Origin of the sequence: Bradyrhizobium sp. JR4.3, assembly GCF_040547695.1 — a bacterium.
In the GTDB taxonomy this organism is placed as follows: domain Bacteria; phylum Pseudomonadota; class Alphaproteobacteria; order Rhizobiales; family Xanthobacteraceae; genus Bradyrhizobium; species Bradyrhizobium canariense.
The window spans coordinates 1-14,535 of record NZ_JBEPQF010000068.1 but is presented as its reverse complement, the minus strand read 5'-3'; the positions used below and the strand labels follow the sequence as shown (position 1 = coordinate 14,535).

Genomic DNA, 14,535 nt, shown 5'->3' with positions numbered 1-14,535 from the left:
AAGGCGCTCGACGCCGCCGTCATCGCTTTGTCCGACAAATGGAAGCGGCGCCGCCTCACCCGGTCAAAATAGACGTCAAGCACCAATCAAAAGGGGCCCAGAGCTACGCTTACAGTAGTCTGATAGATCCGATGTTATTATCGATGTCAATATGCGTCCCAAATCGCCGCGAAAGCTTCTGTACACGCTCAAGAATCGTTCTGGCCTGCAACTCCGGAGCGATTTGGGGTACTCCTCGATTGGCAAATCGTTTCGAGTGACCGAGGTCGATTGGATAGAGCCGCAATTCAGCAAGCTGGTTCTCCTCAAACCGGCTCTGGGTGATAAGGCTCTCATAGAACAGTGGGTCTAGAAAGCCAGGATCCGTCCCGTATCCTCTCGCCATCTCTTCGACGGTAACCTCGGCGTCTGTATCGAAACGTGGATCCTTGCCATACGCGGCGAACATGTCAGCTCCGACCGGAGTCCGGAGGTCGTCCATAATGAAATTACCCAACCCGTAAAAGATTGGTCGTCCATTGTAGATCTCGATACCGCGCAATTGGTGCGGTCCGTGTGCGATGTATGCGTCCGCTCCCGCATCAACGAGCAGGCGCGCAAATGATTGTTCGTAATTAGGCGGCTCCTGGCTCCAATTTCCGGGTTCGTGACCGTGATTTGTGACAACGCAGAAGTCAGCAAACTGCTTGCCCCGACGGACGTTTAGTAGAATTTCAGCGACGTCGCGCGGGTCGGCTTCGTAGCTGTAGCTGACGGCGTGGGCGACCCTGTATATCGTTCCGGCGATTATGACTCGATTCGAAGAGTCAGAAGGTGATCTAAAGCTTGGCAGCCCATTTCTTATCCTCCTCAGGCTCTCGAACATTTCTGGCGGAACCATGATATAGCGCGTCAAACGAAGCGTGCTAATACCCGGCCTGCTCGGCGCCTCGCCGGCAGGATCACACGCGCGAGCCATCGGCGTGAATGAGGAAGCGAAAGACAGCAGCGCCACGCGGCCGCGCCGAGTCTCCAGAAATCGAGCGGCGCGAGCTTGCGCGAGATTCTCCCCCGCGCCCGCATGCGTGATCCCATTCTGATCGAGCAATCGATTTGTCTCGCGCATGCCCTCAAGCCCCCAGTCGAATGAATGGTTGTTCGCTCTACCCAAGATGTTGAATCCCATGGCCTTCAAATCAGCTCCGAGCTCCGGTAAGCTGAGGTGATAGGCTCCACCATATTCCGCCTGCGGACTCCCTTTAAAGGAGCGGACATCGAAGATACTAGTTTCCAGGTTGCCGAACACGGCGTCAGCATTGCCAAGTATCTTGATGATGGCGCCTAATCCAGAATCACGAGCTTTGGTCAGTGGCCGGCTCACGATGAGGTCGCCGACTGATATCAACGTGAAGCCATCCGCTACCTCCGTTGCAATCGAGCCGACCGTATCGTAAGGTCCGGCTTGCCATTTCGTGTTCTTTGCTAAGTCTCTCTCCATAGCATCCTCGATTGATACATTCGTTTACACTAGAGCTAGGTCACCTAATCCCAAATTATCGCCGATGATGGTGCGTCCAAAAGCATTGTGCCAACCTAATGAGTTGGTCCGGCGACGGACGGCAGCATTCAAAACTGTCTTTTCGTCGTGATACTGCTTTGTCGTTCTGCTCAGTAGTGCGTAGACTCTACCGCAGGCCAGCTTTTTGGTTCGGCAATTGTGATCCGCAATGAGGCAGACACCGGTCTCTCTCGTCGAACCTTGTAGCCCAACTCCAGCTTGGCGAACCACCCAATCGCAAATGTTGGTACTTGTGCGACGCACATTAGCAGACGCTCAAGTTCAGGCACCTACCAATGATCGGAGTACATGTGACGCCAGTGTTCCGGTGCACGAGACCTATCGCCGAAAGTTGGTGACGGCGGGAATCGAAAAGGCGGCATATCGTGGGAGTGCTTGACGCCTCCACTTCTCCACCGAAGGAGCGATATGCCGTGTCCAAAGATAACATTATCAAGCTGATTCAGCCAGAAAACGTCGCCGATCAACTCACAGAAGTCTTGCGCGACGGGGCACGTGCCCTTCTCGCCAAGGCGGTCGAAGCCGAGGTTCCAGAATTCCTCGGCCAGCATGCCGATTTGAAGACCGCGGACGGCCACCAGCGCGTCGTCCGCCACGGCCACCTGCCGGAGCGCGAGGTGACGACCGGTATCGGCCCGGTCGCCGTCCGCCAGCCGCGTGTACGCGATCGCAAGGCCGGCGCTGCCGATCCTGGCCGCATCCGGTTCTCGCCGTCGATCCTGCCGCCCTACATGCGCCGCTCGAAGTCGATCGAGACGCCGCTGCCGGTCCTTTATCTGAAGGGGATCTCGACCGGCGACTTTTCCGAGGCGCTGGCGGCGCTGCTTGGCAAGCATGCTGCCGGGTTGTCGGCCTCCGCGATCGGCCGCTTGAAGGACGGCTGGCTCGCCGAGCATGCCGCGTGGCAGAAGTGCGATCTGTCAGCCAAGCGTTTCGTCTACATCTGGGCTGATGGCATCCATCTCGAAGCCCGCCTTGACGACGAAAAGCAATGCATCCTCGTGCTGATCGACGCGACGCCGGAAGGCCGCAAGGAACTGGTCGGCTTCACCGATGGTGCCCGGGAGAGCGCGCACGATTGGCGCGATCTGCTGCTCGATCTGAAGCGGCGCGGGCTCGACGAGGCCCCGCAGCTCGTCATCGCCGATGGCGCACTCGGGTTCTGGAAGGCGGCCGGTGAGGTCTGGCCGAAAACGCGCGAGCAGCGCTGCTGGGTGCACAAGACCGCCAACGTACTTGCCAAGCTGCCGAAGAGCCAGCACCCGAAAGCCAAACGCGCGCTGCAGGAGATCTGGATGGCCGAACCAAGGCTACAGCCGAGCTGGTGTTCGACGCCTTCATCGAGAGCTACGCGCTGAAATACGAAAAGGCGGCCGACTGCCTGAGCAATGATCGGGACACGCTGCTGGCTTCTACGACTTCCCGGCCGAGCACTGGAAACACTTGCGGACGACCAACCCCATCGAAAGCACCTTCGCCACCGTGCGCCACCGCACCATCCGCTGGAAGGGCTGCCTATCCAACAAGACCGCGCTCGCGATGGTCTTCCAAACTGGTCGAGGACGCCCAGAAAAACTGGCGTCGTCTCGATGACCACAACCAGTTGCCAAAACTCATTCTCGGTGTGACATTCGCCGACGGGATCGAGGTCATCACCAAACCGACTGATCGCCAGCCCACAACCGCCGCCGCCTGACCGGCCCCGCCGTCACCAAAATTTGGCGATAGCTCGGCGCACGATTCACAGCTCGGCTCGGACCTGCGATGCTGGGCCGATCAAACGGAGTTAGAGCAGCAGCGCTGAGGATTGAATCGGCTGGTCCGCATCCGGATGCGCCCCACCGGATCGACGCGTGTCGTTCATTGAGGACCAATAGACGGCGCGAGCTTTCGGACCTGTTCAGAAGGTTCCCCAGCGCGTTCAATGCTCTCTTCGTTCCGGCACGCAAGGCGTCACCTGCCATGCGCGTCTTCTGCTGGGCGCAAGGCCGCAGTGCGTACCTCGAACTGGCCAATATCGCCCAGAACGCGCGCCGTGGACAGTCGATCAGCGATCTCGCCGTGGCGCTGGAAGCGGCTCCCTCGGATTGACCAGCTATTCGAGATCGAGCGGGAGATCTATGGGCTGAGGCTGAGGAGCGGCTGCGCGTCCGCCACGTGAGAAGCGCGCCGTTGCTGACCGATTTTGAGGCTTGGCTGCGGACGGAATGTTCCCGGCTCTCGCGTTTGTCCAACGTCATCAAGCCGGTCAACTATCTGCTCAACCGCTCAACCGCTCAACCGTGGGGTGGCTTGCCCGCTTTGCCCATGACGGAAAGATTTGCGTCCCAACAATCCCGCAGAGCGAGCGCTGCGCAGTTTTGCAAACCTTGAGTCATTGTGCGCCCCTTCTTTAAGTGCTTGTAAACATTGGAAGCGTGTCCGCGTCAATTTCGCGAGACGGGCGACCCTTTCGGGCAATCGCTGTCTTGACCCGTCTCGGACGCCAAATCGGCAGCTCGAATCAAGGCGCTCGCGGAACAACCTGCACAGCAGGAAGAACGCCGCTGGAGACAAGGCGGCGGATCATATGACTTGAGACACCGAGCGCTTTTGCGGCCTCGGTCTGCGTAAGCCATTCGCCGTTTTTTTCCGCTGAACAGTAGGCATGGATGCCACGCACACGGCGAATAGAGCTGACCCGATGTGCTGTCCAGGTCTTACCCATGCCGGTGGGCAAGCCCATCCGATTGAGCGTGGCGGCGATGTGCTCGTCAGACCAGCGCCCGGCCATGCTGCGGACAACAGCCAAGGCATCTTCCGCCGTGGAGGAACCGTGTTCACCGGAGCGCGGCTTGCGGATCCGAAGCTCGGAGTGCTGCCCACCCTGCCAATGGATCGTGAGCACAACGTCGCGTACCGCATCGTCGACGTCCGCGATGATGTCGACAACAAGGCTCGCAGCAGCTGCTGGCGCGCGCGCATCGTCACATCAGGGGATTTCCAGGCTACGGACAGGTTATCCGCCAGATCGGCAAAGATGCCGGGATCGACCGCGTGGCCGGATGACTGATGGTCATTCTGGCGATTTTCCAGCTCGCGCACACGGCGCAAAGCGTACTCCCAGTTCTTCTCCAACTGCGCAGCGATCAGGCGATTATCGGGGTCACAGGCGGCGTAGCGACGCTCAGCTAGCGTGGCATCGTACCGGGCTTGCTGGAGTTCCAGATCAAAGATCCGGCGCTTATCGTCTTGGCGTTCCCGTTGCATGTGCTGTGCCTCGAACGCGGCCTCGATCGCCATGGGTTCTACCGCTCGTAACAGTTCTCGTGCAACTGCCGCGTCGATTTTTGAAGCTCCGAATATCATACAGCGAAGCCGACCTGTTAGACTACCCTTGTCACAGCGGTAGACCGGGTAGCTGATTCGACCGCCCCTATAGCTGACGCTCAGGCGCTGACCACAACGAGCGCACGTCAGAATGTCCGACCAAGAGCGCCTGGCCGCCCCGGCCTGATTTTGCACCATCTGGGCGACCGTAGGCGTTAAGCGCCAATTGCTTCTGGTTGCGCTCGTAGTCATCCCAGGTGATGTACCCTTCGTGATGATCCTTTATCATCACATCCCAAGTGCCCGCCGGTTTGTAGTGCCCGTAGGTCCGCCGCGCTCTGCCTTCGATAATCGCGGTTCGCTTCTCGCTTTTGCCGTATACGTAAACACCCGCATAGAACGGATTCTTCAGCACACTGATCACATTGCGGTAGCGGATGGGCTGCCAAACGAAGTTTGTCATGCGACCTTCGTCAGCAGGTCGGGGGAAATGGATTTGCTCCGCCTTCATCGACAACAACACCTGGCGAGCGCTACCAAGTTCGCGAAAGCGAGTGAAGATGAATCACCTCTTGCAGACGCAGGTCAGCATCCAGGCCCAGACCGGCTTCGCGATGCCAGACATAACCAAACGGCACTGATAAGCGTAGCTCACCACGTTGGGCCTTCGCCCTGGCTGCCTCTAGCATCCGTGCCCGGATTATGCCCAACTCAAACTCGCTTATGCTTCCCTTCATGCCGAGCAAGAGCCGATCGTTCGGAAGGCAAGGATTATAAACGCCGTCGTGATCAATCACCCTCGCTTCGACAAGCCCGCATAACTCAAGCAGATGATGCCAATCGCGGCCGTTGCGCGCGAGCCGCGATGCATCGAAGCAAATCACGGCGCCAACGGCTCCTGCGCACAACCATGCGACCAGCCGATCAAAGCCGGGCCGGGCCACCGTTCCACTCGCCGAACGGCCGAGGTCATCATCAATGACTTCCACGTCGGAGAAGCCGTGCCGGCGCGCAATATCCACAAGATCGTACTGTCGCCGTTGGCTCTCCAGATTGGCCATCACCTGGGATTGCGTTGACTGCCGCACATAGACGACAGCTTTGCGCTTCAAGAGCGTTTCCGGGATCTGGTCAGTGTCGGGCATCACCGAGCTCCTCGACTACCAGGCCGGCGGCCTGCATGAGGATTTGGGCGAGCGTCAGTAACGCCTTCACCCGCGCCGCCTCGTTCATCCTGTCCAGCCTGTCTGGCTCGAATATCAGGCTCAGTTGCCCGTCTGAAATCCGTACAGCTACGCGCTCCTGCTTCATCGGCGTTCTCCCATGCGACTCGATCGCTCGGGGAGTTTGTGGAAATGGCGAGCGCTATGACCAGTCTCTTCAGCTCTGACAATGCGGCAAGATCAACTTGTGGTGGCCCGGAGGTCATCTCCGCGCATGCGATTGGATCTACCATCCAGCCGGGAATCGTGGTGACCGTGCCCAATGGGGTTCGGATCCGCAAAAACTGACCTGTCGCGCGTTGCTCCACACGACGCACGTTCACCATCCGGCCAAAATAGGGATGCCAACGATAGTGGACCTCGAAATCCTCCCCGACATGGGCAGAATGAACGGTAAACGGCTCTTGGAAGAAAAGCATGGTTGTTTCCCGGCTCGGATCGCGCCGCCGAGCGGGCCGCAGTGATGGCGACGCTCATCATGACGGCTCAACAACATCAACCCGAAAGCCTGGCTCACCGACGTCCTTGCATGCATCGCCGACATGCTGCAAAGGCGGGCCCCAGGGTTGTCCATGGGGCCTGCGGGTCGTATGCGAGCTCGAGGTCATCATCGCCTGGCGCGGGCGGCCAGCGATGAGTGTTCCGACAACGGCCCCGAACTGACCAGCATGGCCGTGCTGCGCTTCAGCCAGGAAAGGCAGATCAAGTGGCACTACATCGCGCCCCGCAAGCCGACCCAAAACGCCTTCATCGAGAGTTTCAACGCTCGCCGGCGCGACGAACTTCTCAATGAGACGCTATTCACCTCGCTCGTGCAGGCTCAAGCCCGTGCTGGCAAGCTGGAAAGACGGCTAAACGACGCCCGGCCGCACAGTGCGCTGGGCACCTCACACCGACCGAATACGCCAACCGCAGCGATCTCTGGGCCGCAACAGGGCGGGACGCTGCGCTATGCCGAGGACACCGCGCCCCGCCCCGTTGCTCCACCGGGACCGATGGGCTCAAATGTCACCGGGACTCCCCATTGCTGGATGCAGCGAGGGGCTCAGACCACGACGCAGTCGCATAGGATCGCAGCACCGTCGCGTACTCTGCCGGCGAATGCCTGCTCGTAAAGCTGCAAAACGCGCCGTCTGCTTTTACGCCGCTGGACGAGTGCTCGCCATCCGCTCGAGGAGCGATCTCCCAACCGCAACACCTAGCTCGGCTTGCGCCTCAGCCACAGCTCACGGCACGCTACATTGGCCATATTAATGTTCAGTGTGTATCATGTCGCCAATTGTTCTTGAAGTGAGAGATGATTAACTCCGCAACCTGATCCGAACGATCTTTCCCAGTAGCTAGCTCTGAGTCGTACAATCCGCCCGCGTCCGCAATGTTCAGCTCCAGTACATAGGGAAAAGCCATATCGATGCCGACGAAATTGATTCCATGTGTCATCAGTCGTTTACCAACTGATTCCGCAAGCTCGATTTCACCGTCATGCAATTCAACTTGGATCGGTTTTCCTCCTTGTGCAATATTCGATCTGTGATCGTCTGGACGCCCTTTCCGACCATGCCAGGCAACTACTTGTCCGCAAACGACAACTATGCGCTTTTCGCCGTGCGCTACCTCGGGGATGTACTGCTGAAGAATAGCGTACTCAGCTTTAAGGCCGCCTAACCCATACGCAGACCCGTCTTGCGTCGCAGGGGCGAATTCATGTTGTGCGAGGGTGCCGAATTGGCCCTGCACGTCAGCATTTCCGGTAAGGGATTGAAGGATCGTTCGAATGTTTGGTCCACCAGAAGGAAGCAAAAAGACATTCTGGCCGGAATATCCGTTGGGAGGCTTGGCCACCCACGAGAGATCTGGACTCTCCCGATAGCGTTCCCAAAGCCAGGAGAAATCGTTCGACGTGTACGAAATAACTCTGTTCTCCTTTGGCACGACGTGGCCCAATGCGTGTTTCGTATCGAGAAACATCATTCCTGCAATGCTGTTAACAAAGTTCATGTGTTGGGAAGCGAGCCAGAGCAATTGCCAGATGTCACGGGCCACCCGAGGCTGTGGTGGATTGATGACCCAGATCAACTCGCATTCGTCAAGAAAGTATGATCCTCGAATGCCCTGTGCTGCAGCGCCGACATGGTGCGGCTTTGCACCTTCGGCTATCAGTACTCCCCGCGTGAAGAATCGATAGTCATCTGCCGCAATAGCATTGATCTCGCCGATGATGACCTGCCAACCGAAACGAACGAACGCGTTTCCAATAGGAGCGTCATTTTCACCTAAGCAATCGGGGCGGTTTGTGAGGATGAGCAATCTCATGTTGGCCTCCTACGTGAGCAGCAACAACAAAAGTTGAAGTGGTCTGTACGATTGTAGTTTGCAGGAATGTCCAAAGCTCCATCTCCGTCTCTCTGCGTATATCCCGCAGCCCATTTGCGCCTGCTAACTTCGTGGCGCAGTATCGCTGTAGCAATCGCCGTGCCGACATTGCCATTACGCTGTGAGCTGATTAGCGAAGAAAACGTGCTCTTTGGAAGGAGCGCAACGTGTTGTTAACCGGACAGCGATTGTGTCGTCGTCAGATACCTGACGTCGCCGTGAGCTGAACGGGACGTACTGCCATTTCGGCTCGAACAGACGCCAGAGGCTCTCAAACACGCCGGATCGAGTTACTTGCGTTCGCGAATGACCAAGCACTATGACGGATAGGTCCAGGATTCTGCCGTGTGCGACCAGCCCTAGACGCTTGTGTCACATAGTCGCTGGCTAAAAATATCAACTCTCTGCAGCGTTGTGCCGATCTGGCTAGAGACGCTCGGCCAGGCGGGAGGCTTGGTGGGCGCGGAACAACCCTCCTGATTTCTGGGAGTTGAAGCTCACGACTGTGTATGAGATCCATTTGGATGATGGGACATCTGCATGTGGCAATTCCGCGGTAAGAGGGTTCAGCCCGACAGCCGTTTCAAGAGCCGGAACTGCGCAACACCAAGGGAAGCAAGGAGCGGTCTAGTGGATTTTACGATATCATCGAAGCAGAAAGAATGGTTATCCCGTGTCCAATCCTTCATGGTGAATCTCGTCCGGCCTGCAGTGTCCATTTATAACCAGCAGGAGGCCGAGGGTGATCGCTGGAAGGTAATCCCCGTGGTCGAGGAACTGAAGAAGAAGGCGCGAGCCGATGGCCTGTGGAATATGTTTCTGCCGCCGCTCTCGTGTGAGGATGAAGGATTTCGCGGGGCAGGATTGAGCAATTTGGAATATGCCCTGCTCGCTGAGGAAATGGGTCGAATCGTCTGGGCACCGGAAGTATTCAACTGCTCCGCACCTGACACCGGAAATATGGAAGTCTTGATCCGCTATGGCACAAAGGAGCAAAAGCGCCGATGGCTAACTCCGTTGATGAACGCTGACATCCGTTCTGCGTTCCTGATGACGGAGCCCGCGGTCGCATCATCGGATGCCAGTAACATCGAGACCCGGATCGAGCGCGATGGTGATCATTTCGTCATCAATGGCCGCAAATGGTGGTCGTCGGGTATCGGGGATCCTCGCTGCAAAATCGCCATCGTGATGGGCAAGACCGATTTCAAGGCGCCTCGCTACCAGCAGCAGTCACAGATCCTGGTGCCCTTGGAGACGCCTGGTGTCAAAGTCGAAAAGATGCTGCCAGTGTTTGGCTATGACGATGCGCCGCAGGGCCACGGCCAGGTGCTGCTTGAGGATGTGCGGGTTCCCACGAGCAATCTGCTGCTGGGCGAGGGCAGGGGTTTTGAGATTGCCCAAGGAAGACTCGGCCCAGGTCGCATCCATCACTGTATGCGAACGATCGGAAAAGCCGAGGAGGCGCTGGGAAAGATGGTTAAGCGGCTCAATTCGCGCACCGCGTTTGGCAAGAAGATTGTCGAACACTCAGTCTGGGAACAGCGCATAGCGGAGGCCCGCATCGACATTGAAATGACTAGGCTCCTGTGCCTGAAGGCCGCCGACATGATGGACAAGGTTGGCAACAAGAGCGCGCAACTTGAAATCGCCATGATCAAAGTAGCTGCGCCGCGTATGGCGCTCAAAATTATTGATCAGGCCATCCAGGCGTTTGGGGGCGCTGGTGTGTCCGACGAGGCGGGCCTTGCGCGGGACTATGCTGTGGCACGCACTATGCGCTTGGCAGATGGGCCCGATGAAGTGCACTGCCGCGCGATAGCTAAGCTTGAATTGCGGAAGTATGCGGCCGTAACGTGAAGAAAATGAATGATGTCTTTGAGATCGCTTTAAGGTCGCTGAGGCAGAGCAGGCGCGCTGGATGAGCATAGAGCAAGTCTGCGCCATTCGACAAACTGGTTGATGAGCAATCTGCTGCTGATTGCCAGCATAACGGCGCAACAGCGTTTTCTGTTGAGGCAACTGAAACCTGGAGAATACCAAGATGAATGAAGGCGTCTTGATCCCGGCCTGATTCCATCTGCTTACGTCGTTAAGCGCGCATCGCGGATTATCGCAGAAGAATGGACCGAAACAGCAAATACACTTACTGCATGATGCTGGCATCGCTCCGAGTTCATCGAAACGACAGATTTCGAAGTCGATGGAACGCCAACATGCCGGTCCCACTCACGTGTGGGACGAGTTCGGAACGATGCAGACACACAGGAGACCTGAAACGTTGATCGACCTCCTCGCAGTTCTGGACCTTGAAGCAATCGGGGCGAGCCGATTTCGCAGTGACGGCCCGCGTACCAGCATGTATTGCGGTCACGTGATCAGTCGGGCTATGGTCGCCGGATGCCGCACGGTCGAGGGGAAATTGCCGCACTCGTAGCATTCCAATTTCATCCCTCCCCGGCTATCCGCGGGTGGCGACTATTTACCAAGTCGAAAGGCTCCGCGATGGCCGGAGTTATTCGACACGGCGCATCACCGCTACCCAGAATGGCAAAGCCATTCTTTGTATTGTCGTCTCGTTCCATCTCCAAGAGCAGAGCACTTTCGACCATCAGCATTGGATACCGCAAGCGCCAACGGGCGAAGCGCTGACCATGGAGCAACTGCCGAAGGGCGTGATGATCCCGGAAGCGCCGGAATTCATCCGCAGCAATTATACCATCGATTTGCGCGTGGTGGAGAGCAGCCGTTATGTACGTCACAAGATCGAGGACGACCGCGTTCACGTGTGGATCAGGGCTGCCACGCAGTTGTTGACGGCTTTGGCACCGAATGGCCCGCGACAAACATAACGTTGGGTGTTGCCGCCTTTGCCGGTATAAGCGACATGCAATCGGCGGCCGCAGCGAGCGCAACGGAACAGATCAGGCAGCAGGGCTTCGCCGCGCCGGATAGCCCCGCGGCCCAAATAGCTCTTTCCGTTAGCATTGTCGGCGATCAGACGCTGATTCCCTTCGAACTCCTCCCAGGAAATATATGCCTCGTGATGGTCGCGGATCAAAACTTCCCAGTCTTTTGAGTTCCGAACGAGACTGTCGCGCACGACTCGCTTTCTGGACCTTCGATCACAATGCGCGTGCCGCGCCGGCCGAAGACGTTTGCGCCGGCATAAATTGGTCAGCACGTGGTGCAGTGTGTAATAGACCGGCGCTTTCCACTCCGTTGTTTGCTTGCCATGCCCTTGAACGACCGCCGGAACGACGATTTGCTCCTGCCGGAACCAAAGTAACACCTGCCGAATCGACTGCAGTTCGGCGAATTTGCGAAACACCAGGGGATGCTATCTTGGACGCGCCGATCCAGGTCCTTCTCGATCCGGCCATCTTCGGCCTTGACGTAGCCGACTGCCACGGTCAGTAGGAGCTCTCGACGGCGTGCCTTCTGCTTAAGCGCCTCGAGGGAACGCTGCCGGAATACCGAAAGCTCCACCTCGCTCATCGTGCCCTTCATGCCAAGCAGGAAGCGATCGTTGATTGAGCGAGGATCACAAATGCCGTCTTCATCCACAATCAGTGTTCCGACTAACCCGCAGAACTCAAGCAAAGTATGCCAGTCGCGGCCATTGCGCGCGAGCCGCGACGCCTCCAGCGAAACACAACGGCGCCCACCCGACCCTCGCAAATTGCTGCCAAAAGCTTCTCGAAGCCGGATCGAACCGTGCCGGCGCCAGATTGGCCGAGATCATCATCGACGATTTGAACATCGCTCCAGCCCAATTGGCGAGCCCTATCGGCGAGGGCATATTGGCGCGGCTGGCTCTCCTGGTTGTTCGCGACTTGGTAGGATGTCGACTGGCGGATGTAGACGATGGCATTGCGGCAAAGGTGCTCAGCGCTGATCTTGCTCATCGCGCACCTCCGCGAGGCTTTGGCCCGGCTGCCCGGCCGTTGGCGTGATTACCCGCTTCCACGAGCAGACACCGCAACAGCGCTATTGCCTTCAGCCTCTCCTCGTCCGACAGTTCGGTTGGTGGACGGCGATGGCGAACAAATCCGATTGCGTGCGCAGCGGGATCTTCATTGGCATCCCCTCCTTCGGGGGTGGAATCCCCCACAGAAGAGGCTACGAGATGATCGAGCATGGCACGAATCTCGAGGAGGGCCTCAAGTGGAATCCGGGGTGTGGCAACAATCGCAATCGAACCGGCTCGTGGGGTGACCATCCAGTCTGGAACATGGAGCGTTCCGTCATGCGGCTGTCGGATTAAAAAGTGACGAATGCCGTTATGTTCCTGCTCACCGACTACAAGAACGGTTTGACCAACGAGCGGGTGGAATGGATAGGCTACAACAACATCGAACGCCAGATTCCCGGCACTATGGCGCTGCTTCCGAAGTCGGCGGGGAAAACTGGGCCCTGCTCGCGTCGATCGTCGCCACCTGCAAGCTCAACGGCATCAACCCGGCCGCCTGTATCGCCGAAACACTCGAGACGATCATCGACGGCTATCCCCATAGCCGCATCGAAGACCTCATGCCGTGCCGATTCCGCAAAACGTCAAGCCAGCATCAATAGGGTTGCGGCTAAGCGCTTACGGTTCTCTACGGATGCAATCTTCTGTTGGCCGCTGCACCCCAGGATAGACTTAGGCCATTGACGCCATTGTCATTCGACAGAGGCTCGTGATGTCGTACACGGGCAACTGCGCTACGCGACGGATAAGGGGCGCAACTATCGGAAACGCCGCGCATTCGAAGAGAATCAGCGCGATCTCTGGATGCTCTGCGCGAAGACGTGCGACGCAGGCGGAGACGTCCCTTTCCAGGGCGGCTACATCCGTTGGCGGCGGCGGACGCTTCAGTTCGTCATGCCAGTACTTGCCACCTTCGATGCCACCGATGACGGCTCTCGCGCGCTCGGCCGAATCATCGACCCCAAGCAACTCTTCTCCGCAATGAGTCGAATCGTAGGTCAGGACGGCAATTTTGGCGGCACGAGAGACCTGGCGGAGCAACATGGGCAAAAGGAGCAGACTCGACGTCAGGACGGGCACGGTCACCGACGCGGCGATAGTCGGCTGATGCCGGATAGAGAAGCCGCAGGTCGAGCTAATTGCGACGGCGCCTCGCTGGACCAAGCGCCGGGCTGCTGCGATGAAGGCCGGGTCGAGTGCCGGATCTCCGCGGACCACATTCTCCACCCAAGCCCCGGCGACAGTCTCGCCTATGGTCGGAAAACTGAATGTATCCGGATTGAGCATCGAGCCGCCCGGTGGGGCAGGTGACTTGGCGTCGAGTGCCAATCCACGTTCGAGGTGTAGAATTCCGAGGGAACGTGGCGGCGTCATGGACGAACTCTGCCGTTGTCTAAAACGTTTTGGCCAATACTACTCTGCTCAAGCGCTCAAGGCGGAATACCCGTGCAAACATGCTGCCAGTTGACTTTAAAGCTGGGGGGAGAAGGCAATGTCGGCGAACGCGGAACATTCGCCCTGCAGTTTGGCATGCCAGGCAGTTATCAGAACAATAGCTTGTTCGCATGTCAGGGTCCCCTCAGGCTTTTCAACTGATCAAGAGTGGGCTGTGGTGAACGCGCCAACCAGTCGTACTGTCAGAGAGAAGTTGCGAGCCGCTCTGAAAAGACGAGAGTGGGTGAACGGACCGGAGCTAGACTCAGCTGCGATAGCTGCTGACCTCGTGTGTCTGCGTGAAAGTAGCGTCACGTGCGTTTACCTGTCCAAACATCATCGCGATTTCTTTGTTCTGCTCACCGCGTCGTTGTTCAATTCGCGACATACCATGTTTCAGCGCGAAACCCGAGGTACCAGCCATTCGCGCGCTCGCGGTCAATCGACCTCGTTGGAAGCTATTCAATGCTATCGTGGAGAGCTCATCATCAATCTTCCCGAGCACCAGAACGCAATTCCGAGCAAAGTTGGAAGGCGCAGCATTTATGAAAGACCTATCGCCGAAAGTTGGTGACGGCGGGAATCGGAAAGGCGGCATATCGTGGGGGTGCTTGAAGCCTCCACTTCTCCACCGAAGGAGCGATGTCCCGTGTCCAACGATAACG

Annotated in this window: 12 protein-coding genes and 5 pseudogenes; 7 read left to right on the top strand and 10 right to left on the bottom strand. The window is 57.8% G+C overall.

The annotated features are described in order from the left end of the window. Positions 1-109 precede the first annotated feature (109 nt). A complete protein-coding gene (locus ABIB91_RS40980; protein WP_354172779.1) occupies positions 110-1,477 on the bottom strand; it encodes a CapA family protein in 1,368 nt (455 codons plus the stop codon). Positions 1,478-1,971: 494 nt separating this feature from the next. Between ABIB91_RS40980 and ABIB91_RS40975 the strand changes: the two are divergent. After that, a pseudogene (locus tag ABIB91_RS40975) lies at positions 1,972-3,254 on the top strand (IS256 family transposase). 218 nt (positions 3,255-3,472) lie between these two features. Beyond that, positions 3,473-3,923: pseudogene (locus ABIB91_RS40970) on the top strand (IS66 family transposase); the annotation flags it as partial. 27 nt (positions 3,924-3,950) lie between these two features. Here the strand turns inward: ABIB91_RS40970 and ABIB91_RS40965 are convergent. Further along, positions 3,951-6,012, bottom strand: a pseudogene (locus tag ABIB91_RS40965) (recombinase family protein). Then, positions 5,999-6,178, bottom strand: a complete 180-nt coding sequence (locus ABIB91_RS40960; protein ID WP_176540802.1) for a hypothetical protein — start codon at positions 6,176-6,178, stop codon at positions 5,999-6,001. Before ABIB91_RS40960 ends, ABIB91_RS40965 begins: the two are co-directional and overlap by 14 nt. 312 nt (positions 6,179-6,490) lie before the next feature. Here ABIB91_RS40960 and ABIB91_RS41940 point away from each other — a divergent pair. Next, positions 6,491-6,647 (top strand): annotated as a pseudogene (locus ABIB91_RS41940) (IS66 family transposase); the annotation flags it as partial. Positions 6,648-6,758: 111 nt separating this feature from the next. After that, positions 6,759-7,205: an integrase core domain-containing protein gene (locus ABIB91_RS41935; RefSeq protein WP_502917098.1), complete on the top strand. Its 447-nt coding sequence runs from the start codon at positions 6,759-6,761 to the stop codon at positions 7,203-7,205. A 142-nt stretch (positions 7,206-7,347) separates the two neighbouring features. On the opposite strand, the gene ABIB91_RS40950 is transcribed toward ABIB91_RS41935, so the two are convergent. Next, positions 7,348-8,403, bottom strand: a complete 1,056-nt coding sequence (locus ABIB91_RS40950) for an ATP-grasp domain-containing protein (RefSeq protein WP_354172781.1) — start codon at positions 8,401-8,403, stop codon at positions 7,348-7,350. 690 nt (positions 8,404-9,093) lie between these two features. On the opposite strand from ABIB91_RS40950, the gene ABIB91_RS40945 reads away from it, so the two are divergent. Together ABIB91_RS40945 and ABIB91_RS40940 are read left to right on the top strand one after the other, a co-directional pair. Next, complete coding sequence (locus ABIB91_RS40945; RefSeq protein WP_354172783.1) at positions 9,094-10,323, top strand: acyl-CoA dehydrogenase family protein; 1,230 nt, start codon at positions 9,094-9,096, stop codon at positions 10,321-10,323. A gap of 611 nt (positions 10,324-10,934) precedes the next feature. Continuing rightward, positions 10,935-11,315 (top strand): acyl-CoA thioesterase, encoded by a 381-nt coding sequence (locus ABIB91_RS40940; RefSeq protein ID WP_354172785.1) that lies wholly within the window; start codon positions 10,935-10,937, stop codon positions 11,313-11,315. On the opposite strand, the gene ABIB91_RS40935 is transcribed toward ABIB91_RS40940, so the two are convergent. The 4 genes and pseudogenes from ABIB91_RS40935 to ABIB91_RS41930 form a co-directional block, all read right to left on the bottom strand. Next, a complete protein-coding gene (locus tag ABIB91_RS40935) occupies positions 11,246-11,794 on the bottom strand; it encodes a recombinase family protein (protein WP_354172787.1) in 549 nt (182 codons plus the stop codon). The genes ABIB91_RS40940 and ABIB91_RS40935 overlap by 70 nt on opposite strands. A gap of 158 nt (positions 11,795-11,952) precedes the next feature. Beyond that, positions 11,953-12,066, bottom strand: a pseudogene (locus ABIB91_RS40930) (recombinase family protein); the annotation flags it as partial. Further along, positions 12,045-12,371, bottom strand: coding sequence for a recombinase family protein (locus tag ABIB91_RS40925; RefSeq protein ID WP_354172789.1), 327 nt, complete (start codon positions 12,369-12,371; stop codon positions 12,045-12,047). The pseudogene ABIB91_RS40930 and the gene ABIB91_RS40925, both read right to left, overlap by 22 nt. Further along, the gene (locus tag ABIB91_RS41930; protein WP_502917097.1) at positions 12,368-12,829 is read right to left on the bottom strand and encodes a DUF5372 family protein; all 462 of its coding nucleotides are present in this window, start codon (positions 12,827-12,829) and stop codon (positions 12,368-12,370) included. The genes ABIB91_RS40925 and ABIB91_RS41930 overlap by 4 nt, the downstream gene beginning before the upstream one ends. Here ABIB91_RS41930 and ABIB91_RS40920 point away from each other — a divergent pair. Next, the gene (locus tag ABIB91_RS40920; RefSeq protein ID WP_354172793.1) at positions 12,799-13,038 is read left to right on the top strand and encodes a transposase domain-containing protein; all 240 of its coding nucleotides are present in this window, start codon (positions 12,799-12,801) and stop codon (positions 13,036-13,038) included. The two genes, ABIB91_RS41930 and ABIB91_RS40920, sit on opposite strands and share 31 nt — an antisense overlap. A 70-nt stretch (positions 13,039-13,108) precedes the next feature. Here the strand turns inward: ABIB91_RS40920 and ABIB91_RS40915 are convergent, their stop codons facing one another. Together ABIB91_RS40915 and ABIB91_RS40910 are read right to left on the bottom strand one after the other, a co-directional pair. Further along, positions 13,109-13,810 carry an aspartate/glutamate racemase family protein gene (locus ABIB91_RS40915; RefSeq protein WP_354172795.1) on the bottom strand — a complete coding sequence of 234 codons (702 nt, stop codon included), beginning with the start codon at positions 13,808-13,810 and terminating at the stop codon, positions 13,109-13,111. A 325-nt stretch (positions 13,811-14,135) separates the two neighbouring features. Next, positions 14,136-14,535: hypothetical protein (locus ABIB91_RS40910; protein WP_354172797.1), on the bottom strand; the 400-nt coding region annotated here is incomplete at its 5' end.